This is a genomic window from Bacillus sp. X1(2014) (assembly GCF_007678255.1).
The window spans coordinates 549,045-575,056 of sequence record NZ_VEED01000001.1 but is presented as its reverse complement, the minus strand read 5'-3'; the positions used below and the strand labels follow the sequence as shown (position 1 = coordinate 575,056).

General features: G+C 39.8%; 25 protein-coding genes, 1 other RNA gene and 2 other annotated features. Of the genes, 24 read left to right on the top strand and 2 right to left on the bottom strand.

Translation table 11 applies throughout. The annotated features are described in order from the left end of the window. The first annotated feature begins 11 nt into the window (after window positions 1-11). Window positions 12-455, top strand: coding sequence for a D-aminoacyl-tRNA deacylase (gene dtd / locus FS608_RS03065; RefSeq protein WP_144547787.1), 444 nt, complete (start codon window positions 12-14; stop codon window positions 453-455). Window positions 456-495: 40 nt separating this feature from the next. Here the strand turns inward: dtd and FS608_RS03060 are convergent, their stop codons facing one another. Next, entirely contained in the window at window positions 496-2,034 is a 1,539-nt protein-coding gene (locus FS608_RS03060) for an N-acetylmuramoyl-L-alanine amidase family protein (RefSeq protein ID WP_144547786.1), read from the bottom strand. A gap of 167 nt (window positions 2,035-2,201) precedes the next feature. Here FS608_RS03060 and FS608_RS30050 point away from each other — a divergent pair, with 167 nt between their 5' ends. From FS608_RS30050 to FS608_RS03030, 7 genes are all read left to right on the top strand, one after another. Next, the gene (locus tag FS608_RS30050) at window positions 2,202-2,378 is read left to right on the top strand and encodes a hypothetical protein (protein WP_186328577.1); all 177 of its coding nucleotides are present in this window, start codon (window positions 2,202-2,204) and stop codon (window positions 2,376-2,378) included. 60 nt (window positions 2,379-2,438) lie between these two features. Beyond that, window positions 2,439-2,679: a binding site (T-box leader), on the top strand. Window positions 2,680-2,773: 94 nt separating this feature from the next. Next, window positions 2,774-4,045 (top strand): histidine--tRNA ligase, encoded by a 1,272-nt coding sequence (hisS, locus tag FS608_RS03055; RefSeq protein ID WP_144547785.1) that lies wholly within the window; start codon window positions 2,774-2,776, stop codon window positions 4,043-4,045. 13 nt (window positions 4,046-4,058) lie between these two features. After that, window positions 4,059-5,828 (top strand): aspartate--tRNA ligase, encoded by a 1,770-nt coding sequence (gene aspS, locus FS608_RS03050; protein ID WP_144547784.1) that lies wholly within the window; start codon window positions 4,059-4,061, stop codon window positions 5,826-5,828. Between the two features lie 66 nt (window positions 5,829-5,894). Further along, a non-coding RNA gene (ssrS, locus tag FS608_RS03045) (6S RNA) lies at window positions 5,895-6,093 on the top strand. 161 nt (window positions 6,094-6,254) lie between these two features. Then, window positions 6,255-7,022 carry a tRNA threonylcarbamoyladenosine dehydratase gene (locus FS608_RS03040; protein WP_144547783.1) on the top strand — a complete coding sequence of 256 codons (768 nt, stop codon included), beginning with the start codon at window positions 6,255-6,257 and terminating at the stop codon, window positions 7,020-7,022. Between the two features lie 123 nt (window positions 7,023-7,145). Beyond that, window positions 7,146-8,075, top strand: coding sequence for an ABC transporter ATP-binding protein (locus FS608_RS03035; RefSeq protein ID WP_144547782.1), 930 nt, complete (start codon window positions 7,146-7,148; stop codon window positions 8,073-8,075). Continuing rightward, window positions 8,068-9,012, top strand: coding sequence for an ABC transporter permease (locus tag FS608_RS03030; RefSeq protein ID WP_144547781.1), 945 nt, complete (start codon window positions 8,068-8,070; stop codon window positions 9,010-9,012). The genes FS608_RS03035 and FS608_RS03030 overlap by 8 nt, the downstream gene beginning before the upstream one ends. A gap of 53 nt (window positions 9,013-9,065) precedes the next feature. On the opposite strand, the gene FS608_RS03025 is transcribed toward FS608_RS03030, so the two are convergent. After that, window positions 9,066-10,337 (bottom strand): replication-associated recombination protein A, encoded by a 1,272-nt coding sequence (locus tag FS608_RS03025; protein ID WP_144547780.1) that lies wholly within the window; start codon window positions 10,335-10,337, stop codon window positions 9,066-9,068. 162 nt (window positions 10,338-10,499) lie between these two features. On the opposite strand from FS608_RS03025, the gene cymR reads away from it, so the two are divergent. The 16 genes from cymR to FS608_RS02945 all read left to right on the top strand — a co-directional run bounded on the left by cymR (window position 10,500) and on the right by FS608_RS02945 (window position 26,011). Then, window positions 10,500-10,919, top strand: a complete 420-nt coding sequence (cymR, locus tag FS608_RS03020; protein WP_026563476.1) for a cysteine metabolism transcriptional regulator CymR — start codon at window positions 10,500-10,502, stop codon at window positions 10,917-10,919. Window positions 10,920-10,963: 44 nt separating this feature from the next. Next, window positions 10,964-12,106 (top strand): cysteine desulfurase family protein, encoded by a 1,143-nt coding sequence (locus FS608_RS03015; protein ID WP_144547779.1) that lies wholly within the window; start codon window positions 10,964-10,966, stop codon window positions 12,104-12,106. Window positions 12,107-12,145: 39 nt separating this feature from the next. Beyond that, a complete protein-coding gene (gene mnmA / locus FS608_RS03010) occupies window positions 12,146-13,264 on the top strand; it encodes a tRNA 2-thiouridine(34) synthase MnmA (protein ID WP_144547778.1) in 1,119 nt (372 codons plus the stop codon). 266 nt (window positions 13,265-13,530) lie between these two features. After that, on the top strand, window positions 13,531-14,184 hold the full coding sequence (locus FS608_RS03005; RefSeq protein ID WP_144547777.1) for a tetratricopeptide repeat protein: 654 nt from the start codon (window positions 13,531-13,533) through the stop codon (window positions 14,182-14,184). Between the two features lie 33 nt (window positions 14,185-14,217). Then, window positions 14,218-16,668, top strand: coding sequence for an SF1B family DNA helicase RecD2 (gene recD2, locus FS608_RS03000; RefSeq protein ID WP_144547776.1), 2,451 nt, complete (start codon window positions 14,218-14,220; stop codon window positions 16,666-16,668). Window positions 16,669-16,701: 33 nt separating this feature from the next. Further along, window positions 16,702-17,175, top strand: coding sequence for a PRC-barrel domain-containing protein (locus FS608_RS02995; RefSeq protein WP_144547775.1), 474 nt, complete (start codon window positions 16,702-16,704; stop codon window positions 17,173-17,175). A gap of 11 nt (window positions 17,176-17,186) precedes the next feature. Next, window positions 17,187-17,378 (top strand): hypothetical protein, encoded by a 192-nt coding sequence (locus FS608_RS02990; RefSeq protein WP_026563482.1) that lies wholly within the window; start codon window positions 17,187-17,189, stop codon window positions 17,376-17,378. 84 nt (window positions 17,379-17,462) lie between these two features. Then, window positions 17,463-17,597 carry a YrzQ family protein gene (locus FS608_RS02985; RefSeq protein WP_144547774.1) on the top strand — a complete coding sequence of 45 codons (135 nt, stop codon included), beginning with the start codon at window positions 17,463-17,465 and terminating at the stop codon, window positions 17,595-17,597. Between the two features lie 86 nt (window positions 17,598-17,683). Continuing rightward, window positions 17,684-18,763, top strand: coding sequence for an AI-2E family transporter (locus tag FS608_RS02980; protein WP_144547773.1), 1,080 nt, complete (start codon window positions 17,684-17,686; stop codon window positions 18,761-18,763). Between the two features lie 63 nt (window positions 18,764-18,826). Next, window positions 18,827-19,055 (top strand) — a binding site (T-box leader). A gap of 53 nt (window positions 19,056-19,108) precedes the next feature. Continuing rightward, entirely contained in the window at window positions 19,109-21,745 is a 2,637-nt protein-coding gene (gene alaS / locus FS608_RS02975) for an alanine--tRNA ligase (RefSeq protein WP_144547772.1), read from the top strand. Between the two features lie 73 nt (window positions 21,746-21,818). After that, complete coding sequence (locus tag FS608_RS02970; protein WP_026563485.1) at window positions 21,819-22,085, top strand: IreB family regulatory phosphoprotein; 267 nt, start codon at window positions 21,819-21,821, stop codon at window positions 22,083-22,085. Window positions 22,086-22,087: 2 nt separating this feature from the next. Beyond that, entirely contained in the window at window positions 22,088-22,504 is a 417-nt protein-coding gene (gene ruvX / locus FS608_RS02965) for a Holliday junction resolvase RuvX (protein WP_144547771.1), read from the top strand. Window positions 22,505-22,516: 12 nt separating this feature from the next. Further along, the gene (locus FS608_RS02960; RefSeq protein ID WP_144547770.1) at window positions 22,517-22,828 is read left to right on the top strand and encodes a DUF1292 domain-containing protein; all 312 of its coding nucleotides are present in this window, start codon (window positions 22,517-22,519) and stop codon (window positions 22,826-22,828) included. A 166-nt stretch (window positions 22,829-22,994) separates the two neighbouring features. Continuing rightward, window positions 22,995-24,131 carry an endolytic transglycosylase MltG gene (gene mltG / locus FS608_RS02955; protein ID WP_144547769.1) on the top strand — a complete coding sequence of 379 codons (1,137 nt, stop codon included), beginning with the start codon at window positions 22,995-22,997 and terminating at the stop codon, window positions 24,129-24,131. Window positions 24,132-24,434: 303 nt separating this feature from the next. After that, entirely contained in the window at window positions 24,435-25,085 is a 651-nt protein-coding gene (locus FS608_RS02950; RefSeq protein WP_144547970.1) for an O-methyltransferase, read from the top strand. Then, the gene (locus FS608_RS02945) at window positions 25,082-26,011 is read left to right on the top strand and encodes a peptidase U32 family protein (RefSeq protein WP_144547768.1); all 930 of its coding nucleotides are present in this window, start codon (window positions 25,082-25,084) and stop codon (window positions 26,009-26,011) included. Before FS608_RS02950 ends, FS608_RS02945 begins: the two co-directional genes overlap by 4 nt. The last annotated feature ends 1 nt before the right edge of the window (window position 26,012 follow it).

The following is a 26,012-nucleotide window of genomic DNA, read 5'->3' as shown; positions in this document are numbered from 1 at the left end:
GGAGTTTCAAAATGCGTGTAGTTGTTCAACGAAGTAAAAATGCCAGTGTAACCGTTGCCGGGGAAGTAACGGGGCAAATAACCAAAGGGCTTGTCTTACTTGTCGGTATTACCCATGATGATAAGGAAGAGGACGCCGCCTATCTAGCTGATAAAATTGCCAATCTCCGTATTTTTGAAGATGAAGATGGAAAGATGAATTTCTCTTTAGTGGATGTTGGTGGTGAAATTCTCTCAGTATCGCAATTTACCCTTTACGGTGATTGTCGAAAGGGAAGAAGGCCCAATTTCATGGGAGCGGCACGTCCAGAACAGGCTGTTGAACTTTATGAGGTTTTTAATAGCATGCTCCGTGAAAAGGGAATTCGTGTTGAAACCGGCATATTTGGTGCCATGATGGATGTCGAATTAATCAATGACGGTCCCGTGACGTTGATTATTGAAAGTAAAGCATAAAAAAGGCTTAGCACTTAAATATAGTGCTAAGCCTTTTTGGTTATGGATTTTCTTTAAAATATCTGGCCAATCCATCAAATAAACCTGAAGCCGCATTTTCTTGGAATCCAGAAGACCTTATCATCATTTCTTCAGCCGGGTTGCTTAAATAACCTAGTTCCATTAAAACAGCTTTTTGACTATTTTCACGGATGACATGGAAATCACCAAATCGAACCCCACGACTTGTCATTTTTGTATGGCCGACGGTTGATGCAAAAATGGATTCAGCAAGGGGTTGTTGATAGGAATGATAATAATAGCCAGTCATACCATGGGTACTTGCATCTATATTGCTATCGTAATGGATACTGATAAAGGCATCGGCATTGTAGGTACGGGCCATATTCACGCGGGAGGCAAGTTGTAAATAAGAATCATTTTTTCTCGTTATGTAGACATTAGCCCCTGCTGCCATTAATTTATCTGACAAAAGCTGTGCCGTCCGAAGTGTGAGGTCTTTTTCATATGTACCACTGACCCCCGTTGCCCCTTTATCCGTACCGCCATGCCCTGGATCAAGGACAATCGTTTTATTTTTAAGATAGCCTTCAGAGCCTGGTTTTTTAATCTGTGCTTTGGTCCCGTTGATGGAGACCAGCCAGCCAGCAATATAACCAATTCTTCCATCCTCTAATTCAATTTCATACCAGTCATTGATGATATTTTTTACGGAATACGTTGCGCCTGTATTGGTCCGTTCGATAACATCTGATTGTACATCTGGTCCTTTGCGGATATTTGTTCCGTCATTTATTATCGTAATGATATTTTTCTTCGTGGCTTGTCCAGTTTGAGATCTGGAGGTCTCTATCTCAAGAAACCAACCGGCAACCCATCCAAAACTACCAGACTTATATTCTATTTTTGCCCAATTATTCATTTCTTCTACGATCGTAAAACTTTGCCCCATAGTTACAGTCCCAATGGCGTTGGAATTTAATGAGGCGCTGGAGCGGACACTAAGGCTGTCGGCTGTTACTGTTCCAATCATGCCACTCTTTTGTGCAGTTTCTGTTGTTGAGGAAACTGTCGCTTCGTCGTTAATAAATTCAGAATTTACCCATCCTTTTAAATTAGAAAAACCAATCTCCAGCCAATTATCTTGTTTCGAATAAATGGTTACGTTTGTCCCATAGGTAAGTTTCCCAACAACTGGGCTGAATGCGGAAGGTTCCTGGCGCATATTTAAGGTATCAGCATTCACGTTACCGTAATTAGTTTTTATAGCCGTATTTGCTGTGACACCAGTGTTATTTGAACTTGTTTCTTTGGTGACGAGCCAATTAACGAGCCAGCCCGTTTGACCATTGGCAAGTTCAATTTCAATCCAATCGTCCTGTTCTGTCACGATTGGATACGTTTCGCCCCGATTTACTATTTTAATTAGCGGGTAACTCAGACCCGGGCCTCCACGGACATTGACAAAATCGGTAGAAATCGTAATGGACTCTGTTGCTGCCACACTTTTACTATGAGGAAGAAAGGCTCCAATAATAAGAATAATAGATAATAGCAATAAACTACTTTTTTTGACCATAACACCCTCCTTTTCTATGTATTTTATTTTAGCGTATAAAAAGCTGAAAATCATTCCTAAATTGCTAATATTGACCAATTTGATGAGAAATCCCTATCAAGGATGCAAGTTTTTCACGAATGGTGGAGATAATATCAATAATGAAGAAAAGGCTGAGGTGATTAGTAATGAGAGCAAGTGAAAAAGGAATGAACATCCAATCGATGGATGGACGGCTTTTCGGTGTTGATTTTCATGATTTTATTCAAAAGGAACAGCATGCAACCTCGTTTGAACTTGCATCAGAATTCGGAATAACAATGGGTGATGTCAGAAAGTTAAAAAAACATTTAGAAAGATCATAAATGGCTATTGACAATACCTGCGATGCTCCGTAATATTAATTAAATAAAATGACATATTGTGATATACCAATGATGGAGCATAGTAATTAAGCAAACTCATGAATAGAGAGGAAATGTCCTGGGCTGAAAGCATTTCTACATGGAACTTAATGAAGGAACACTCCGTAGGCTTCTCTCTGAAAAAGGGCACCCTCTAGTAGGAGAAGAACGTAGCAGGCGTTAACTGTTAAAGAGGAAGGCATGTTTTTTATGCCTTCAACTAGGGTGGCACCGCGGGATTAATCAAACTCTCGTCCCTTGTATTCATACAAGGGATGGGAGTTTTTTGTTTTTTAATGGAAACAAGGGAGGCGTCCTGTCTACTTACATAAGAAAAAATAAGGAGGTTTTCCACTATGTCCATAAGCATTCCTCGAGGAACGCAAGACATTCTACCCGGTGAGGTAGAAAAGTGGCAACTGATTGAAGCTAAAGCCCGTGAACTTTGTGAGAAATATCAATATAAAGAGATTCGGACCCCAATATTCGAACATACAGATCTTTTTTCAAGAGGCGTTGGCGATAGCACGGATATTGTTCAGAAAGAAATGTACACTTTTGAAGACCGCGGCAAACGAAGTCTTACACTTAGACCAGAAGGTACCGCAGCTGTTGTCCGCTCTTTTGTGGAGAAAAAAATGTTTGGTCTGGCTAATCAGCCAGTTAAGCTTTACTATATGGGACCAATGTTCCGATATGAACGTCCACAAGCAGGACGCTTTCGCCAGTTTGTCCAATTCGGAATTGAAGCATTAGGCAGTAATGACCCTGCCATTGATGCTGAAGTCATTTCCCTAGCAATGAACTTGTATAAAGAAATGGGTTTAAAAAAGCTGAAGCTGATTATTAACAGCCTTGGTGATAAGGAAAGTCGCAGTGCTCACCGCAATGCACTTGTTGATCACTTCAAACCAAGAATCGGCGAGTTTTGTCATGACTGTCAAAATCGCCTTGAAAAAAATCCGCTCCGAATCTTGGATTGTAAGCAGGACCGCGAGCATGAATTAATGTTAACAGCACCGTCGATCCTTGAATTCCTAAATGATTTTTCTAAGGATTATTTTGAAAAATTACAGAAGTATTTAACCCAATTGGATATTCCTTTCGAAGTTGATGCCAACTTAGTTCGTGGACTCGATTATTACAACCACACGGCATTTGAAATTATGAGTAATGCCGAAGGGTTTGGTGCGATCACCACGTTATGCGGAGGCGGCCGTTATAATGGTTTAGCTGAAGAAATTGGCGGGCCTGAAACACCAGGTATCGGCTTTGCATTAAGTATTGAACGCTTTATTGCGGCTCTTGAAGCAGAAGGGATTGAACTTGCGGTCAACGAAGGCATTGATTGTTACCTTGCCGCACTCGGCGAAGAAGCTAAAGATTATACTGTTGGATTGTTACAGCAACTGCGGCGGGCAGGCTTTTCAGCAGAAAGAGATTACTTGGATCGAAAAATTAAAGCTCAATTTAAAGCAGCTGACCGTCTAAAAGCTAAGTTTGTAGCGGTTTTAGGCGATGAAGAGCTTAAAAATAATAAAATCAATGTAAAAAATATGGCTACAGGTGAGCAAGTAGAAATTGATTTAGCAACTTTTATTAAGCAATTCCAAGAGTTGCAGGATTAAGAGGGGGATAATTATGTTTGGCAGAACATATTTTTGTGGGGAAGTACCAGAATCAGCAGTCGGTGAAAAAATAACCTTGAAGGGTTGGGTCCAAAAAAGACGCGACCTTGGCGGATTAATTTTTATTGATCTTCGCGATCGTTCAGGGATTGTTCAAGTAGTTTTTAATCCAGATTTATCACAAGAAGCATTGCAAATTGCTGAAAAAATCCGTAACGAGTTTGTTTTAGATATAGTTGGAACTGTTGTGGCTCGCGAGGCAGCAACCTTCAACGATAACCTGAAAACTGGAAAAATTGAAGTGCAGGCAGAAAAAGTAACAATCATTAATGAAGCAAAGACACCGCCATTTATGATCTCTGATAAAACGGATGCGTCTGAAGATGTCCGTTTAAAATACCGCTACCTTGATTTCCGTCGTCCGGTTATTTTTGAAACCCTTAAGATGCGTCATCAAGTGACCAAGCAAATCAGAGATTTTCTTGATGGAGAAGGCTTCTTAGATATTGAAACACCTATTTTAACAAAAAGTACTCCTGAGGGAGCACGCGATTATTTAGTGCCAAGCCGTGTTCATCCTGGCGAGTTTTATGCCCTGCCACAGTCACCACAGCTTTTTAAACAATTGCTTATGGTGGGCGGCATTGAACGCTATTATCAAATTGCTCGCTGCTTCCGCGATGAGGATTTACGAGCAGACCGTCAGCCAGAATTTACCCAAGTCGATATCGAAACAAGCTTTTTAAGCCAAGAAGATATCATGGGCATGATGGAAAAAATGATGACAAAGTTAATGAAAGAAGTAAAAGGTGTAGACCTGCCTGAGGAATTCCCGCGGATGACCTATGACGAGGCAATGAGCCGCTACGGATCGGATAAACCTGATACTCGTTTTGGATTAGAGCTAGTGGATCTTTCCGAAATCGTTAAAGACTCAGGCTTTAAAGTGTTTGCATCGGCTGTGGCAAATGGCGGACAAGTAAAAGCAATCAATGTGAAAGGTGCAGCTGACAACTACTCACGTAAAGACATTGATGCCTTAACAGAGTTCGTTGCTGTATATGGCGCGAAGGGGCTTGCATGGCTTAAAGTTGATTCTGAAGGGCTAAAGGGTCCGATTGCTAAATTCTTCTCAGAAGATGACGCTCAAGCGCTTAAAGCGACCCTTGAAGCGGGAGAAGGAGATTTACTTCTATTTGTTGCCGACAAGAAAAAGGTTGTGGCCGATGCTCTAGGGGCCCTTCGTCAAAAGTTGGCTAGAGATTTAAATTTAATTGACCCAAGTTTATTCAATTTCTTATGGGTAACGGACTGGCCGCTCCTTGAGTACGATGAGGAAGAAGGCCGTTATTACGCCGCACATCATCCATTTACAATGCCGTTTAGGGAAGACCTTGAATATTTAGATTCTGATCCTTCCAAAGTGCGTGCTCAAGCATACGATATTGTCTTAAATGGATATGAGCTTGGCGGCGGATCACTCCGTATATTCGAACGTCCGATCCAAGAAAAAATGTTTAACATTCTTGGATTTACACCCGAACAGGCAAATGAGCAATTCGGTTTCTTATTAAATGCGTTTGATTATGGAACACCGCCACACGGCGGGGTCGCGCTTGGATTGGACCGTTTGGTTATGCTTCTTGCAGGAAGCACAAACCTAAGAGATACCATTGCATTTCCTAAGACCGCTAGCGCAAGCTGCTTGTTAACGGACGCTCCGGGTGAAGTTTCTGAGGCCCAATTGAAGGAATTATATTTGTCACTAAATGTTAAAAAATAGCGGGAATTCGCTTTCATGAAACCTTGAATCAGCTTTTTCAATATGCTATTATAAAAGCAACAAAGAAGAGTCCTGAGATGTACGTTGCGTTGCCTGAAGTTTTGACCGAACATTAATTATCCGGGAGTCTAGAGTTTCCTGATTGCGTAAATGCCCCACTCTTATACGGGTAAGGGGACTTACAATTTCGGGAACAGGGCACCCCCCTGCTGAATGCGGGATCAAAACTAAGGATGTTAAAAGTGACGGCATAATTGGGACTCTTTTCTATTTGCAAAAATGATCAACCTCCTGGACAATTCGGGAGGTTTTATTTTGCTTTTTACTTCATTATTCCTATCAAGATACTTGTTTTTGATGCAGTGTATGATATATTTTTAATCGGGAAAAAGAAACATAACGAATTTAATAATTGGAGTGAACATTATGCTGCATCAATTTTCACGTAACGAACTTGCCATCGGTAAAGAAGGCCTAGAAATTATGAAAAACAGTACGGTCGCCGTTTTAGGTATCGGCGGTGTCGGTTCTTTTGCTGCCGAAGCTTTAGCCCGTTCAGGCGTTGGACGGTTAATTTTAATAGATAAAGACGATGTAGATATTACCAATATCAATCGCCAGTTGATCGCTTTGCTTTCCACTGTTGGAAGGCCGAAAGTGGAAATTATGGAGGAGCGGATTAGAGATATTAATCCTGACTGCGAAGTAATTTCCTTAAAAATGTTTTATACAGAGGAGACATATGAGCAAATTTTTAGCCACAATTTAGACTTTGTGGTTGATGCCTCAGATACGATTATTTATAAAATTCATTTAATGAAGGAATGTTTAAAAAGAAATATTCCCATCATTTCAAGTATGGGAGCAGCAAATAAAATGGACCCAACCCGTTTTAGGATTGCAGATATTTCAAAGACCCATACGGATCCGATTGCCAAAGTCATTCGTACAAAACTGCGTAAGGAACGAATCCACAAAGGAATTCCGGTCGTATTCTCTGATGAAAGTCCTATTGTGATTCGTGAAGATATTAAAAAAGAAGTAGGAAATGAAAATGCACCAATCCGCAAAGCGCAAATGCCGCCTGCATCAAATGCCTTTGTTCCATCAGCCGCTGGTTTGATTATGGCGAGTTATGTGGTGCAACAATTATTAAGCAGCATTAAGATTCAACGTGTATCCGATGAAAAATAAGTGTTTTTGTTGGCCCTGAACTTTTATTGGTTTGGGGCTTTTCTTTTGTTAAGCAGTTTTTGGAGGAAAATTTTTCTATAATAAGATAAACTAGTGTGAGAATACATAGAGAGGAGAGAGAATTTGGAAAAAATTGTCGAGTTGAAGAACGTAACGAAAGTCATTAAAGGACGAACGATCATAGATAATATTAGCTTTCAGGTAAATAAAGGAGAGGTATTTGGCTTTTTAGGTCCAAATGGCGCCGGAAAAACAACAACGATTCGAATGATTGTAGGATTAATGGCGATTACATCCGGAGACATCGAGGTTGGCGGTTCCAGCATAAAGACTAATTTTGAAGAGGCTGTTCGTCATATCGGTGCAATTGTGGAGAATCCGGAAATGTATAAATTCTTGACAGGGTACCAAAATTTAATTCACTATGCAAGAATGGCAAATGGTATTTCCAAAGAGAAGATTGCTGAAATAGTAGAACTAGTAGGATTAACTGATCGGATCCACGATAAGGTAAAAACCTATTCTCTTGGAATGCGCCAAAGACTAGGATTGGCTCAGTGTCTCTTACATGATCCGAAAGTCTTGATTTTGGACGAACCAACAAATGGATTAGATCCTGCTGGCATCCGAGAAATCCGCGACTATGTCCGTCTCTTAGCGCGTGAAAAAAATCTCGCTGTGATTGTTTCAAGCCATCTGCTTTCGGAAATGGAAATGATGTGTGACCGGATTGGCATTATCCAAAATGGCCGCTTAATTGATGTGCAGCTTGTCCAGGAACTTGTCCACGGCGCTTCTGAAACGACCTATGAACTAGAAGTAGTCCCGGCGGATAAAGCCTTGAACCTGATTGAAGCTCATTATCCCGATGTTCGAGCAAATCTTTCAAGGAATGGAATAACTGTTGAACTTCCAAAATCAAAAATTCCGATTCTAATTAAACAATTCGTATCAGAAGATATTCAAGTTTTTGCGGTCAAAGAAATTGCGAAGACGTTAGAAGATCGTTTCCTTGAATTGACAACTGAAAAGGGGGTGCCAAGCCGTGGTTAACTTAATTAAAAATGAATGGATGAAAATTTTTAAACGACCTGGGACCTATGTAATGATTGCCATCCTTGTAGTTATTACCGCTATCTTTGGCATCTTTCACAAATATCAAGAAAAGGATTTCAACCTCGATAAAAATTGGGAACAGACTTTAGTACAGGAGAATGAAGCCCTAAAGAAGCAGATGAAACAAAGCACTTCAAAGCTGGAGAAGCAATTTTATAAAGAGGAAATCGCAATAAATGATTACCGCATTAAGCATCATATCCCATTTAATGAAAAATATAATGTCTGGACATTTGTAAAAGATGCGTCCCAACTGATTATCCTGCCTGGATTATTTACAATTATCATTTCAGCAGGAATTGTCGCCAGTGAATTCAACTGGGGAACCATCAAATTGTTATTAATACGACCGATCAATCGCAGCAAGATATTGATCTCGAAATATTTGACTGTATTATTGTTCGCATTATTAATGCTAGGCATTTTATTTGTTTTCTCGGCTTTGCTAGGGGCACTTCTTTTTGGAATGCCAGACCATGCTGTACCATATCTGAATTATTCTAATGGTCAAGTAACTGAACAACCGATTGTCATCTACTTGTTAATTTATTACGGATTAAGTTCGATTGATACGATTATGTTAGCGACTATGGCATTTATGATTTCATCTGTATTCAGAAATAGTTCCTTAGCTATCGGCTTATCATTGTTTTTATTGTTCACCGGGGCTCAATTTACTGTCCTATTGTCCCTTAAATTTAGCTGGGCAAAATACATCTTGTTTGCGAACACAAACCTTATGCAATATGTGGAAGGGACACCAATGGTCGAAGGGATGTCGATGACATTCTCAATCACCATGCTGCTCATCTACTTTGCCGTATTCCAACTCTTAGCCTTCACAGTCTTCAAGAAACGAGATGTGGCCTCATAAAAAAGAGAAGGGTGTCAGGCACCATGTTTAGAATTCACATGGCGCCTGACACCCTATTTTTTTCTTGTTAACTTTTCGTATACGATGGCGAGGGCCTGTTCGAATTTTCCAGTTTTCTTTGGTTGGTAGTATTGTTTGTGTTTTAACCTGTCGGGTAGATATTGCTGAGGGACCCAGCCGTTCTCATAGTCATGTGGGTACTTGTAGTCGATTCCTCTGCCAAGTTCCTTTGCTCCTTTATAATGAGCATCCTTTAGATGGTCAGGTACTTCGCCAACGATGCCTTTTTGGATATCTTCGAGTGCAGCCTGAATAGCCAAAACTGCCGAGTTCGATTTTGGTGACAGACATAATTCAATCACCGCATTTGCAAGTGGGATTCTTGCCTCAGGAAAGCCAATTCGCTCAGCCGTTTCAATCGCAGCTAATGTTCGTGCACCAACTGGTGGATTTGCTAATCCGACATCTTCATAGGCAATCACAATTAATCTTCGGCTGATACTTGGCATGTCCCCTGCTTCGATTAATCGGCCGAGATAATGGAGTGCAGCGTTAACGTCGCTTCCGCGGATCGACTTTTGAAACGCTGATAGGACATCATAATGCCCATCCCCGTCTTTATCGGCAACAAGGCTCTTTTTTTGCAAACATTCTTCTGCTGTTTCTACATCGATATGAATGATGCCATTTTCATCTGTATCTGTTGACAGTACAGCTAATTCTAAGGCGTTTAGTGAACTTCTTACGTCCCCATTGGATCCTTGAGCAAAATGCAGCAAGGCTTCATCCGCTATTTCTACCTTTATCTTTCCGAACCCGCGTTCCTCATCCTCGAGGGCACGATTTAATGCCAGTTTTACTTCATCTGGTGTGGGTGGTTTTAACTCGAAGATCTGACAGCGGCTCCGGATGGCAGGGTTAATGGCATGATAAGGATTACTCGTGGTAGCACCAATTAAAACGATCATCCCGTTTTCTAAGTAGGGTAATAAAAAATCCTGCTTCCCTTTATCTAACCGATGGACCTCATCAAGAAGCAAAATAACTTTTCCCGACATTTTTGCCTCTGCGGCAACAATTTCCATATCTTTTTTATTATTCGTGACAGCATTAAGTGTGCGGAAGGCATATTTGGTGCTTCCGGCAATCGCACTGGCAATGGATGTTTTGCCTATACCGGGCGGACCATATAATATCATCGAGGTCAGTTGTTTCGCTTTCACCATTCTTGATATGATTTTTCCATCGCCAACCAAATGCTGCTGCCCGACAACTTCTTCAATCGTTTTAGGCCGCATCCTAAATGCTAAGGGTTTTTGCTGCATGGTACATCTCTCCAAAATTTAATACAATCTAACTATATATAGCCTTACTTTACCATTTTCCATTGAAAAAGCATATTAAAGTAGAATATGATATAATTTTAATGCCTATCAAATTACTAAGGATTTTAATTGATATTTTATAGATACGAATAGAGGTGCGATATGAAAATTTCAACAAAAGGTCGCTATGGTTTAACGATTATGATAGAGCTTGCCAAAAAGCACGGCGAGGGTCCAACATCATTAAAAACAATTGCACAAGCGAATGATTTATCCGAACATTATTTAGAACAATTAATAGCCCCATTGCGGAATGCAGGTTTAGTAAAAAGTATTCGTGGTGCATACGGCGGCTATATCCTAACTAACATCCCATCTAAAATTACTGCTGGTGATGTGATTCGTGTCCTAGAAGGACCGATTGCACCGGTTGAAGGGATTGAAGATGAAGAACCTGCTAAGCGGGAATTGTGGATTCGAATTCGGGATGCCATAAAGGACGTTTTGGACAATACTACCTTAGAAGATTTAGCGAATCATAGTAATGACGAAACTCCAGAAGGATATATGTTTTATATTTAGGGTAAAAAAGTAACATTGAGAACTATTTGATAGAAGGTGTAAATGTGGAACGAATCTATCTCGACCATGCGGCAACATCGCCTATGCATCCCATGGTAATTGAAAAAATGCTTGAGGTGATGCAAGCAACTTTCGGAAATCCTTCAAGTATCCATTCTTATGGGAGGGAAGCTCGTCACCTGATTGATCAGGCACGTTCGGTGCTAGCAGGCAGCATTGGCGCAAAGGAAACCGAGATTATTTTTACAAGTGGCGGAACAGAAGCAGATAATATGGCGTTATTTGGAGTCGCTGAAACGTATCAGCATAAGGGCAAACATATTATTACCACTGAAATTGAGCACCATGCGGTTCTTCATGCATGTCATAAGTTAGAAAAAATGGGCTTTGACATTACTTATTTATCAGTGGACCAAAATGGGCAAATTTCGCTGGCTGAGCTGCGAGCAGCCTTAAGAGAAGATACCATATTGGTGTCGATTATGTACGGTAACAACGAAGTGGGTACACTTCAACCAATTTCGGAAATTGGACTTTTATTAAAAGATCATCAAACAATCTTCCATACAGATGCTGTTCAAGCATATGGCGTTGAAGAAATTGATGTCAATCATAGTTTCATTGATTTATTATCTGTCTCTGGCCATAAAATCAATGGACCAAAAGGAGTAGGCTTCCTTTATTCAAGATCAAATATAAAGCTTTCTCCACGTTCCTTCGGCGGTGAGCAGGAGAGAAAAAGACGTGCAGGGACTGAAAATATTGCCGCGATTGTTGGTTTTCATGAAGCTGTTTTAATATCAAATGAAAATCGAGAGGCTAAGCGCAAACAATTCCTTGAATTGAAAAGTACATTGATCGATAAGCTGCGAGAGCTGGATGTAAAATTTGACATAAACGGATTACTTGAAAGTTCTTTACCTCATGTATTAAACTTAAGCTTTCCTGGGACAAGTGTGGAAGCAATGCTGGTCAATCTTGATTTAGCTGGAATTGCTGTATCGAGCGGTTCAGCATGTACAGCAGGCTCAATTGAACCTTCCCACGTGCTTGTTGCCATGTTTGGTAAAAACTCAGAACGATTAACTAATTCGATTCGTTTCAGCTTTGGCTATAATACAACCGTTGAAGACGTTGTTAAGGCAGCAGAAGAAACAGCAAGAATTGTTAAACGTTTGAAAAAATAAATTTAGTAAAAGCTTTTGGCAATAGAGGGGTGAAGATCATTGGAAACAAAAGATCCGAAAAACACAAGAGTGGTAGTCGGAATGTCTGGTGGGGTAGATTCTTCTGTAGCAGCACTTTTGTTGAAGCAGCAAGGCTACGATGTCATCGGAATTTTTATGAAAAACTGGGATGACACAGATGATACCGGTTTTTGTACAGCAACAGAAGACTATGAAGATGTTATACGTGTTTGTAATCAAATCGGCATTCCGTATTATGCGGTTAATTTTGAAAAACAATATTGGGATAAGGTATTTACCTATTTCCTTGAAGAATATAAAGCAGGACGGACCCCTAATCCAGATGTAATGTGCAATAAGGAAATTAAATTTAAAGCTTTCCTTGAACATGCAATGAATTTAGGGGCGGACTATTTAGCTACCGGTCACTATGCTCAAGTTGAGTATCGGGATGGAGAATATAAAATGCTTCGCGGTCTGGATGAAAATAAGGATCAAACGTATTTCTTGAACCAACTGACCCAGGATCAATTAAGTAAGGTAATGTTCCCTATTGGAAATCTGGAAAAACCAAGAGTCCGGGAAATTGCTAGGGAAGCAAACCTTGCTACCGCTACGAAAAAAGATAGCACGGGGATTTGTTTTATTGGTGAACGGAATTTTAAAGAGTTCTTAGGTCAATATTTGCCGGCTCAGCCAGGGAACATGGAGACATTCGACGGTGAAGTAAAAGGTAAACACGAAGGCTTAATGTATCACACAATTGGCCAACGTCATGGCCTAGGGATTGGCGGTTCTGGTGAACCATGGTTTGCAATTGGTAAGGATTTAGAAAGAAATGTCCTTTACGTCGGCCAAGGTTTTCATAATGAAAAACTCTATTCAGACTCGATTACGGCTGTAGGTGTCAGCTGGGTATCTGACCGGGAAAAACCAACTGAATTCAAATGTACTGCAAAATTCCGCTATCGCCAGGAAGACAATCACGTAACCGTTCGTCTCTTGGAAGATAATAAAGTGGAAGTTATTTTCGACGAACCAATTCGCGCGATCACGCCAGGACAAGCGGTTGTGTTTTACAATGGTGATGAATGTCTCGGCGGTGGGACCATTGATCAAGTATTTAAAAATGGTGAACGTTTAACCTATGTTGGTTAATAAAAGACCTGATTCCTCAATTGGAATCAGGTTTTTTTGTGAGTAATTCAAGAGTTTGGCGAAATAATAGTGAAAGTTAGCGAGATTCCTCCAGGGTTGGGCGAAATAATCATCAAACTTAGCGAAATTAAATCTCCAATTGGCGAAATCCCTACGAAAATCCGCGAAATCCTCAATAAAACACTCAAACATAACCCCTCTTACAACTCTTGAAATTATTTTTTTATAAAATATGATATACTTTCTCTTAGATTGGAGTGGTAATAATGGATAAAAACCAATTAGGTGTTCAATACATGCAGGAAGGCAACCTGGAAGAGGCGGCAAAGGCCTTTAATGAAGCCATTCAAGAAAACCCAAACGACCCAGTTGCCTATATTAATTTCGGGAATGTACTTTCAGCGGTTGGAGACGACGAAAAGGCTCTTAACTTTTATCAAAAAGCAATTGAAATAGATGAAAACGCTGCGGCGGCTTATTATAGTATTGGAACTTTGTTATTTAGCAAAGACCTATTCAACGAAGCTAAAAATATGTTTGAGACGGCCATGAAAAAAGGTCTGCAATCCAGTGACAATTATTTCATGTTAGGGCTGACGCTTGTTCAGTTGGATCAGGGGAAATTTGCACTCCCTTACTTACAAAGAAGTGTCGAGTTAAATGAGAACGATGCAGAAGCTCGTTTTCAATACGGATTATGCCTGGCACAGCTAGAATTAATTGCTGAGGCTGTCATTCAATTTGAAAAATGTATCGAATTGGATCCAACTCATTCCGATGCTTTTTATAATTTAGGTGTCTCCTACGCTTTTCAAGACAATCCTACCAAAGCATTAGAAATGTTAAATAAAGCACTCGACATTCAACCAGGCCATCTGCTGGCAGGTCACGCGAAAAAGTTATTAGAAAGTAACCAATAACAATCAATTTTTTTAGAGAAGGGAGGGAGCTAAATGGAAAAGCAGGACACGTTGGATTTATTTGCTGATCAGGGGAAATTTGTAAAGGGCAGACCGATTGTCACCATTTTTCACAATGAACAAAACCTTTATACGGTTTTGCGAATAAGAGTCGATGAAACAAATCATCCATATGAGGACAAAGAAGCTGTGGTCACCGGTTATTTTCCAAAAATCCATGAACAGGAGACCTATATCTTTTTCGGTGAATTTAAGGATCATCCCAAGTTTGGTCTGCAATTTCATACTAATCATTTCCGCAAAGACATGCCCCAATCAAAACAAGGGGTCATTAATTATTTATCGGGAGAGATGTTTAAAGGTATTGGGAAAAAAACTGCTGAAAACATTGTTGAAATCTTAGGAGAAGATGCCATCTCAAAGATTCTCAACCAGCCGTCCTTGCTTGATTCCATTCCAAAACTCCCTCCTGAAAAAGCAAAAATGCTCTATGATACATTAATGGAGCATCAAGGATTAGAGCAAGTCATGGTGGCTTTAAACCAATATGGCTTTGGACCTCAGATCTCCATGCGGATTTATCAAGCCTATAAAGATCAGACGCTTGAGATTATGCAAAAGAATCCCTACAAACTTGTGGAAGATATTGAAGGAATCGGTTTTGGCCGAGCTGATGAACTGGGTTACCAACTAGGCATAACTGGAAATCATCCTGATCGAATTAAAGCAGCCTGCCTCTACATCCTTGAAAATGAAAGCATGCAGACGGGTCATGTATACATACATGCTGAGGATTTATTAGAACAAGTAAAAGCACTTTTAGAAGAGAACAAACGTGATCAAATTGAATACATAGATATTTCAAATGAAGTCATCAAGCTGCAAGAAGAGGGTAAATTAATTGGTGAAGAGAAACGTGTGTACTTGCCATCCTTGTATTTTGCCGAAAAAGGGCTGGTAACGAACATCCAGCGGATCCTTGCACAAACAGAATATAAGGACCAATTTCCGGAGTCTGAATTCCTCCTCTCATTAGGAAGTTTAGAGGAACGACTGGGGGTGCAATATGCACCAACACAGCGTGAGGCCATCCAAACGGCGTTAATGTCCCCAATGTTGATTCTAACTGGAGGACCAGGGACAGGAAAAACCACTGTTATTAAAGGAATTGTAGAACTTTATGCAGAATTGCATGGCTGTTCCTTGGAGCTTAAGGATTACCAGAAAAAAGACGAACCCTTTCCGTTCTTATTAGCAGCCCCAACAGGAAGAGCCGCAAAAAGGATGAGTGAATCCACCGGCCTGCCAGCGGTAACCATTCATCGGCTCCTTGGATTTAATGGTCAAGAAGGATTTGACCGTGACGATGCAAGCCCGCTCGAAGGAAAAATTATCATCGTAGATGAAACCTCCATGCTTGATATATGGCTTGCTAATCAATTGTTTAAAGCACTTCCGGAGAATATACAAGTCATCATGGTAGGTGATGAAGATCAATTGCCATCGGTTGGACCGGGACAGGTCTTAAAAGATTTGCTGACATCTGAACGGATACCAACCGTTCGTTTAACAGATATTTATCGCCAGGCAGAGGGCTCTTCGATTATTGAACTTGCCCATGAAATTAAAAAAGGCTACTTGCCCGCGGATATTACGGTAAAGCAAGCGGATCGTTCGTTTATTAGATGCTCAACAACACAGGTTGCACAAGTGGTTGAGAAAGTAGCCTTTAATGCCAAAAATAAAGGCTATTCGGCCAAGGATATTCAAGTGTTAGCGCCCATGTATCGGGGACCGGCTGGGATCGACCGCTTAAATGTTTTATTGCAAGAAATTTTTAATCCTAATCCTGATGGAAAGAGAAAGGAAATTGCTTTTGGTGAGGTAAAATATCGGATTGGTGATAAGGTACTCCAACTGGTTAATCAACCCGAAAGCAATGTCTTTAACGGAGATATTGGGGAAATTATCTCGATTATCTATGCCAAGGAAAACACCGAAAAACAGGATATGATTTACATTTCCTTTGAAGGCAATGAAGTCGAGTATACAAGACAAGATTTAACTCAAATTACCCATGCTTATTGTTGTTCCGTCCATAAATCGCAGGGTAGTGAATTCCCGATTGTCATTTTGCCAGTGACAAGAAGTTATTATCGGATGTTACGTAGAAATTTAATTTATACAGCTATCACTCGAAGTAAACAATCCTTGATTCTTTGCGGCGAAGTCGATGCTCTTAAAATGGGTGTAGAAAGAGCGGATGAACTTTCTCGCCAAACCACCTTGTGCCAAAAGCTGCAAGAGTCAATTACAGCTACTCCACTTGTTGGTAAAAAGAATGAACCCAATTCCGCTAAAGACAATAATGACCTAGATGAAAAGATAGGCACTGTATTGTCCTACGAAGAAGAATTCATGCAGGCTAATCCAATGGTCGGTATGGAAAACGTTTCACCTTATGATTTCATGGTAAATGACTAACACTATGAATGTTCACAGGAGGTGGGACACTCTTTGCGGACATTCTCTTTATTGAAAGGACAGCCTGTTTTTGAGACAAACAGCGGTCAAAAAATTGGCGAGGTAAGTGATTTATGTATCTCGAGCACCGGTAAGGTAGACGGTTTATTGGTAAAAAAAGGCGTCTTTTTCAAACAATCCTTTTTTTTAGATATCCAAAAAGTGGCTTCCTTCGGTGCAGATGGGGTAATGATTAAGGATAACGCCTCATTGGTAAAGCTGAAAGATCCTCAATATACACTTACACATCAACAGCCATTAGACGGAATGATGATGCTTTCAAAAAGCGGAGAATCTCTTGGTTTGTTAAAAGATGTATATTTTCAGGAGGAATTGGGCACAATCATAGGGTACGAAATCACGGATGGCTTCTTTTCGGATCTTACGGAAGGCAAACAAGTCATTCAATCCGAGAAGCCCTTAGCAATCGGAAAGGATGCCATTATCGTTGACGTAAATAATACGTGAGGTGTCTTTTCATGTTAAAGTGTCCCAATTGTCAAAGCAAGGATATCGGTAAGATTGGTATTAACCAATATTATTGTTGGAATTGCTTTATTGAACTTTCAGTAAACAAAGGCCTAATCAATACCCATCAAGTCGAAGAAGACGGGTCACTTAGTTCCTTGGACGATTTGTTTGAAGAAGAAGAGCGTCGTTACACCCTTTAAGAGAGAAAAGCGAAAACGCTAAGCTAGACCGTTATCAAAGTGAGCAGAAACTTGTTTTTAACGTCTATTGAAGAGGTGAAACGTATGAATAAAATGATGACGACAATGATTGTGTTTGGTGCGGGGATGGCGGCCTATAATGTTGCCCAAAGAAATAATATGATGTCCGCCCGCAATATGAAAAGAATGACAAAAAAAGTAAAACGAGCGATATTCTAGAACGAATCCCCCTCAAACCAGAGGGGGATTTTATATGCATATTTCACCCACGTGTCTCTAACACTAACCTGAAGGAGGCTTGGAACGTGGAAATTCGAATGAAGTGGTATTACCGCATCGGTTTTTTACTCCTTTTATTAATTGCCATTTATGTTTTTCTAAAAATTCGCTTTGTTTGGCTGCCGATTCTAAGAGTCGCTGCCATTATTATTCTTCCGTTTGCGATTGGAGGATTTATCACCTATTTGCTCCATCCGATTGTAGAAAAACTACATCAAAAGGGACTTCACCGAGGACTTGCTATTTTTCTTATATATATTCTATTTTTTGGTGGACTCGGCATTTGTGTTTATAAAGGAGTTCCCGCGATCATCGACCAAATAAAAGATCTCTCTGAAAGTGCACCAGTATTAGCCGAACAATACAGAGAATGGATTACTATGCTTCAATCCCACACACGAGAATGGCCAGATGGTCTGCAAACTAGAATGGATGAAGGTATTGATGCGTTTGAAAAAAAGTTGGATTCCTTATTAACGGTCATCGTCAATATATTAATTAAGTTTCTTAATTCGGCATTAATTATGATGATCATTCCTTTTATTGCTTTTTATATGTTGAAGGATTTTCCATTGATAAAACGGGCACTATGGTATGTAACACCTAAACCATGGCGGAGAAAAGGAACACTATTCCTTAAAGATGTGGATGAATCACTTGGCAGCTATATTAGGGGACAACTCTTGGTATGTATCATTATAGGCAGTGTCTCTGCCCTATTGTTCTGGGTGTTCCATTTAAAATACCCGTTAATATTAGGTTTAATAGTTGGAATTACAAACGTCATTCCCTATTTTGGACCCATCATCGGGGCAGTTCCAGCCGTAATTATCGCTGCCACAACTTCCGTAAAATTGGTTTTAATTACATTAGTTATCGTGTTTGGTCTGCAATTTTTAGAAGGAAACATCTTATCTCCCATGATTGTTGGAAAAAGTCTTCATATGCACCCCTTAATCATTATGGTGGCATTGACAGCTGGGGGAGAAATCGGCGGGATTTTGGGATTAATATTGGCCGTTCCGGTCCTAGTTGTGATTAAAGTGGCCATTATTCACGCGAAAAATCATTTTATCCGAAGGAATGCAAAAGAACCTTCCATTTAAGCAGAAAGATTGATTTGACAAACTTTTTTCGGGTGTCTATAATTCGTGTTATAGAATCATTGTATGAAAATGTTGAAGGATAAAGTATGTTGTAGACCATCTGTATCGCATTTGCGAAGAAGAGAGGAGCTTCCCTAGCTGAAAGAAGCTCTAGATGAAGGACGACAGAAAGCTAATCTGGAGTGCAGCTAATCACTGCCGTATGCCTGCGTTAAGGGATTTTTGAGAGATGGATACGTTTAATTGTATTCATAATCAGGGTGGTACCGCGAGATAAGCTCTCGTCCCTGTTTTTGGGGGATGAGGGCTTTTTTGTATGCTTATTTATAAAAAGGAGGACTACATATGAAGAATTTAACAGGTTCACAAATTCGTTCCATGTTTTTAGAGTTTTTTAGTAAAGAAAAAGGTCACACCATCGAACCAAGTGCATCACTAGTGCCTCATGATGATCCATCACTTTTATGGATTAACAGTGGTGTCGCAACCTTAAAGAAATATTTTGATGGACGGGTTGTTCCTGAAAATCCAAGAATTACAAATGCACAGAAATCAATCAGAACCAATGACATTGAGAATGTAGGGAAAACGGCTCGACACCATACATTTTTTGAGATGCTCGGTAACTTTTCCATTGGTGAATACTTTAAGGTGGAAGCGATTGAATGGGCATGGGAATTCTTAACATCAGAAAAATGGATTGGCTGGGATCCAGAACTGTTATCAGTTACGATCCATCCTGAGGACAACGAGGCATATGACATCTGGCGTAACACCATTGGTCTGCCAGAAGAACGTATTATTCGTTTGGAAGGGAATTTCTGGGATATTGGTGAAGGTCCAAGCGGCCCGAATACTGAAATCTTTTATGACCGCGGTCCAGAGTATGGAAATGATCCATCAGACCCTGAGCTTTATCCCGGCGGTGAAAATGACCGTTATCTTGAAGTCTGGAATCTAGTGTTTTCACAATTTAACCATAATCCTGATGGCACCTATACACCACTGCCAAAGAAAAATATTGATACCGGGATGGGATTAGAAAGAATGGCTTCAGTGGTTCAAAACGTCCCTACCAACTTCGATACAGATTTATTTATCCCAATTATTCGGGCAACAGAAGAGATATCTGGTGAAAAGTACGGGTTAAACAAAGAAACCGATGTTGCTTTTAAAGTAATTGCGGACCATATTCGTACAGTTGCTTTTGCTGTCGGAGATGGAGCATTACCATCAAACGAAGGCCGTGGCTATGTTCTTCGCCGCCTTCTTCGCCGTGCTGTTCGGTATGCAAAACAAATCAACATAAATCGTCCATTTATGTATGAACTCGTCCCAGTTGTTGGCGAAATCATGGATGACTTTTATCCAGAAGTGAAGGATAAAACAGATTTCATTCAAAAGGTAATCAAGAGTGAGGAAGAACGCTTCCATGAGACCCTTCATGAAGGCTTAGCGATTCTGGCTACTGTTATTAAGAAGGAAAAAGAAAAAGGCAGTGATACTATCACAGGTGCTGATATTTTCCGACTTTACGATACCTATGGATTCCCTGTTGAATTAACAGAGGAATATGCAGAGGAAGAGGGTATGAGAGTAGACCATGCCGGCTTCGAGGTCGAAATGGAGCAACAGCGTGAACGTGCACGGGCAGCAAGACAAGATGTTGATTCGATGCAGGTACAAGGTGGAGTCCTTCGTGATGTAAAGGTCGAGAGTAAATTTGTTGGCTACGATGAACTAAAAACAAATTCCACTGTGGCGGCGATTATTAAAAATGGTGAACTTGTTGATAGTGCTGCAAGTGGTGAGGAAGTACAATTAATTCTTGATGTGACACCATTCTATGCCGAGAGCGGTGGTCAAATTGCGGACCGTGGAGTGATCGAAGGTAAAGGCAGCAGTGTTGCTGTTAAGGACGTACAAAAAGCACCTAATGGTCAAAACCTACACCAAGTCATTGTTACAGCTGGAACTTTAAAAACGAATGACAAGGTGAAAGCTGAAGTGGATGCCGAAAATCGTGTCAAAATTATTAAAAACCATACAGCGACACATTTGTTACACCAAGCCTTAAAAGACGTTCTTGGCGAGCATGTTAATCAAGCTGGTTCCCTTGTAGAACCAGATCGTCTCCGCTTTGATTTTTCACATTTCGGTCAAATTAAGCCAGAAGAACTTGAACAGGTTGAACAAATTGTCAATGAAAAAATCTGGAGAAATATCGAACTGGACATCAGTTTAAAACCGATTGCTGAAGCAAAAGCAATGGGAGCGATGGCTCTTTTTGGCGAAAAATATGGTGATATTGTCCGTGTAGTAAGGGTGGGCGATTACAGCCTTGAGCTTTGCGGCGGATGCCATGTGCCAAATACTTCTGTGATTGGATTATTTAAGATTGTTTCTGAGGGTGGAATTGGTGCTGGAACCAGAAGGATTGAAGCAGTAACCGGTGAATCTGCATACAAGTCACTAAATGAGCAGGTTGGTTTGTTAAAGGATGCAGCTGAGAAACTTAAAACCAATCCAAAAGAAATCGCTAACCGAATTGAAAGTTTGATGCTTGAAATCAAACAACTTCACAGAGAAAACGAATCTCTAGCAACCAAGCTTGGAAATATTGAAGCTGGAAACCTCGTATCAAAAGCAAAAGAAATTGATGGGGTCACCGTATTAACCGCAAATGTTCAAGGTGCAGATATGAACAACCTTAGAAATATGGCGGATGATTTAAAGCAAAAGCTAGGCTCTGTTGTGATTGTTTTGGGTTGTGCACAGGAAGGAAAGGTAAACTTGATTGCAGCGGTAACGAAGGATCTTATTGAAAAAGGTTACCATGCAGGTAAGTTAATTAAAGAAGTTGCTTCCCGCTGCGGCGGTGGCGGCGGTGGTCGTCCTGACATGGCTCAAGCTGGTGGTAAAGATCCAGAAAAGCTTGATGCAGCGCTTCAATTCGTAGAGGAATGGGTAAAATCCATTTGATATTGAAATAAAGTAGTGTAAAATGTAGTTAATATAGAATAATTTTCCTCTAATAAAAAGCGAGGTGCATGCAATGAGCTCATTTGACAAAACGATGCGATTCAATTTTCCTGAAGAACCATTTGAACATGATATCAATGATGTTCTTAATCAAGTGTATGAAGCTTTGCAGGAAAAAGGCTATAACCCGATCAACCAAATTGTTGGTTATCTATTATCAGGAGATCCTGCCTATATTCCACGTCATCGTGATGCCCGCAATATAATTCGCAAGCTTGAACGTGATGAAATTATTGAGGAATTAGTAAAATCCTATCTTAAACAGCAGCGAGAGGGTTAATAATGCGTGTATTGGGTTTAGATGTAGGCACGAAGACAGTCGGTGTTGCGTTAAGCGATGAATTTGGCTGGACTGCCCAGGGCCTCACCACTCTCAAAATCAATGAAGAAAGAAATGAGTTTGGTTTTGAGGATATTGGTCAATTAATAAAAGAGTATCAAGTAGAGAAGGTTGTCATCGGTCTGCCTAAAAATATGAACGGGACTATCGGACCTCGTGCAGAAGCGAGTATGCAATATGCCACTGAAATTGAAAAACAATTTGCAGTCCAAACAATTCTTTGGGACGAGCGTCTTACAACAATGGCAGCGGAGCGCGTGTTACTTGAAGCCGACGTAAGTCGAAAAAAACGGAAGAAAGTTATCGATAAGATGGCAGCGGTAATGATCCTGCAAGGCTATCTAGATAGTAAAAATTAATGAGGTGAAGAAATGGTAAACGAACACGATCACGAACATGAAGAAGAACAATATATTACCTTAGTAGACGAAAATGGTAATGAACAATTACATGAGGTACTTTTTACTTTTGATTCTGATGAATTCGAAAAATCTTATGTATTCTTTTATCCAGTAGGATCTTTTGATGATGATGAAGAGGATGTCGACATTCATGTCTATGCCTACATTCCAACAGAAGACGGCGGATACGGTCCGTTAATGCAAATTGAAACGGATGAAGAATGGGACATGGTTGAAGAAGTTTTCAATACATTTAACGAAGACCAAGAAGACGAAGAATAGAAAAGAGAAAAACCGGCCATTTCCATGGCCGGTTTTTTTATGGAGGACGTTTTAAAATCCGACAAATTTATTGTTAAATTGACATTTTTCTTACTATATGCTGAAATAATTAAGATGGTCTATTTTTTAATGCGCCGTTCTATGAGTCAAAGGAAAGGGGAGGCAAATGGCAACAGACAAAACAGATACAAAAAAAGAAGTTATTCGTAAAAAAATGTTAGAACATCAAAAAGAAGCAAAAGTTGTCAGAAAGATAGTTTTAATTATTTCCATTTTATTGCTATTATTTATACTCTTAATTAGTGGTGGAGGATATTTGTACATAGAATCAGCACTTAAACCTATTGACGCAGGCAGTAAAAAGTTTAAACAGGTTGATATTCCGTTGGGTTCCTCAGTAACAGGTATTGCTGAAACGTTAGAATCAAATGGCATTATAAAGAGTGCTAAAGTATTCAAATATTATGTGAAGTTAAAAAATGAAGGCGGGTTTATGGCAGGCGAATATCAACTAAGTCCGTCTATGGATGTCCCTGAAATCGTCAACCGCCTTAAGACGGGAAAAGTACTGGCACAAGCCAGTTTCAAAATTACGATACCTGAAGGAAAACAACTAAAAGAAATTGCTGCTATAATGGCGAAAGCTACTAAACAGAAGGAAAATGATGTTTTTAATAAATTAAACGATCAGGAATTTATTAAAACATTAATGGCAAAATATCCTGATATACTAACAGAAGAAATCTTAAATTCTTCCGTGAAATATCCTCTTGAGGGGTATTTATACCCTGCAACCTATCCGTTTTACAAAAATAATCCGTCAGTAGAGGAAATGGTTGCTGCTATGCTTACGAAAACACGGACGGTATTATCGGATTATGCAGAACAAAGTGAGAAGAAAAAGCTTTCTGTTCATCAACTTTTGACAATGGCCTCCTTAGTCGAAGAGGAAGCAACTGAAAAGGCAGACCGCAAAACAATTGCAAGTGTTTTTTATAATCGCATAAAAAAGGGAATGATGCTCCAAACCGATCCAACCGTTCTCTATGCACAAGGGAAACACAAGGCAAGAGTTTTATATAAGGATCTAGAAGTGGATTCTCCCTATAACACTTATCAGAATACTGGTTTACCTCCTGGACCAATTGCGAATGCCGGAAAGTCTTCGATTGAAGCATCACTTGATCCTGCGGAAACAGATTATTATTACTTCATAGCAACGGCAGATGGAGAAGTTATTTTTACAAAAACACTCGAAGAACATAATAAAGAAAAAGCAAAACATATTACTAGTAAAAAATAATGGATTCAACGAGGGAAACAATCGTCTTCCCTCGTTTTTGTATTGAAATTTATGATTGGTTTATGATAAAATGGTTCAAGTGTTTTAAATAAAGGATCCATAGCGTAACTCACAGTAAAGGTACCTAAGCAACAACTGCTTGGACGCATGAAGACGGATTTTTACCGTTAAATGCTTAAGATTACTGTGAACGCTATTTTTTCATGTCTAAAGAGCATTATGGATAGAGATAATAAAAGTATTTTACTTAGAGAATTGCTACCCATTGTGCAATTCTTATTTAAGGATAGAGGTGAGGGCAGCTTGTTAAATGAAAAGCTGCATTCTTATATAGATGGTCTTATTTCAGAACGAAATCCGTTATTAACCGAAATGGAAAACTATGCAAGTGTTCATAATGTTCCTATTATGGAACTTTCGGGTATAGAAACCATGCTTCAATTATTACGAATTCACCGTACGGAAAGAATTCTTGAGGTAGGCACAGCAATAGGTTATTCTGCTTTACGAATGGCTGATGCGCTGCCAAAAGCCCATATAGTAACAATCGAGCGTGATGTGGAACGGCTTCAATTAGCAGAAGAATTTATTCAACGTTCGGAACATCGCAATCAAATTACCTTGATCAAAGGTGATGCACTAGAGGTTGAGGATGTGGTGAAAGAACATGCCTCATTTGACGCCATTTTTATTGATGCAGCGAAAGGTCAATATAAAAAGTTCTTCGAGATGTATTCTAAATATTTAAGTGATGATGGAATGATCATTACTGACAATGTTTTATTTAAAGGACTGGTCGCAGAACCAGAAATTGAAACAAAAAGAATCCGTAATCTCGTCAAAAAAATTGATGAATTTAACCACTGGTTAATGAGCCATCCAGGTTATCATTCGGTCATTCTACCTGTAGGGGATGGGGTTGCGATAAGTAAAAGAAGAGGTGAGAGTATATGAAAAAACCGGAATTACTTGTAACTCCACTAACAGTTGATGATATCTTGCCACTAATTGAAGCAGGTGCAGATGCGTTTGTAATTGGTGAACAACGATATGGGCTGCGGCTGGCTGGTGAATTTACCCGTGAAGATGTACAAAAAACAATTGAATTAGCACATTCAAACGGTAAAAAAGTCTATGTGGCCATGAATGCGATTTTTCATAATGAAAAAATTGATGAATTAGATGATTATATTAAATTTGTATCAGATGCGAAGGCTGATGCGATTATTTTCGGTGACCCAGCCGTTTTAATGGCTGTCAGAGAGGTTGCACCTAATATGAAACTTCATTGGAGTACGGAAACCACTGGAACAAACTGGTTTACTTGCAACTACTGGGGAAGAAAAGGTGCGAAAAGAGCTGTCCTTGCAAGAGAAATTAATATGGACGCCATTGTGGAAACAAAAGAAAATGCGGAAGTGGAGATCGAAGTCCAAGTTCATGGGATGAGTTGCATGTTCCAATCGAAACGCTCCTTGTTGGGGAATTATTATGAGTACCAAGGGAAAGTATTGGAAGTCGAAAACCGCAAAATGGAAAAGAATATGTTTCTTCATGATAAAGAGCGTGAAAATAAATATCCCATTTTTGAAGACGAAAATGGAACACATATTATGAGTCCAAATGATATTTGTATCATTGATGAACTGCAAGAGATGTTAGAAGCGGGTGTAGACTCGTTTAAAATAGATGGAATCTTAAAAAGCTCTGAATATATTCTTGCAGTAACAAAGGCTTACCGTGAAGCAATTGATTTGTTTAGTGAAGATCCAGACGCGTATGAAGATAAAAAGGACGAGCTATTAGCTGCAATTGAAGAAATTCAGCCAGAAAATCGTTCATTAGATACAGGGTTCTTTTTCAAAGAGACAGTTTATTAAG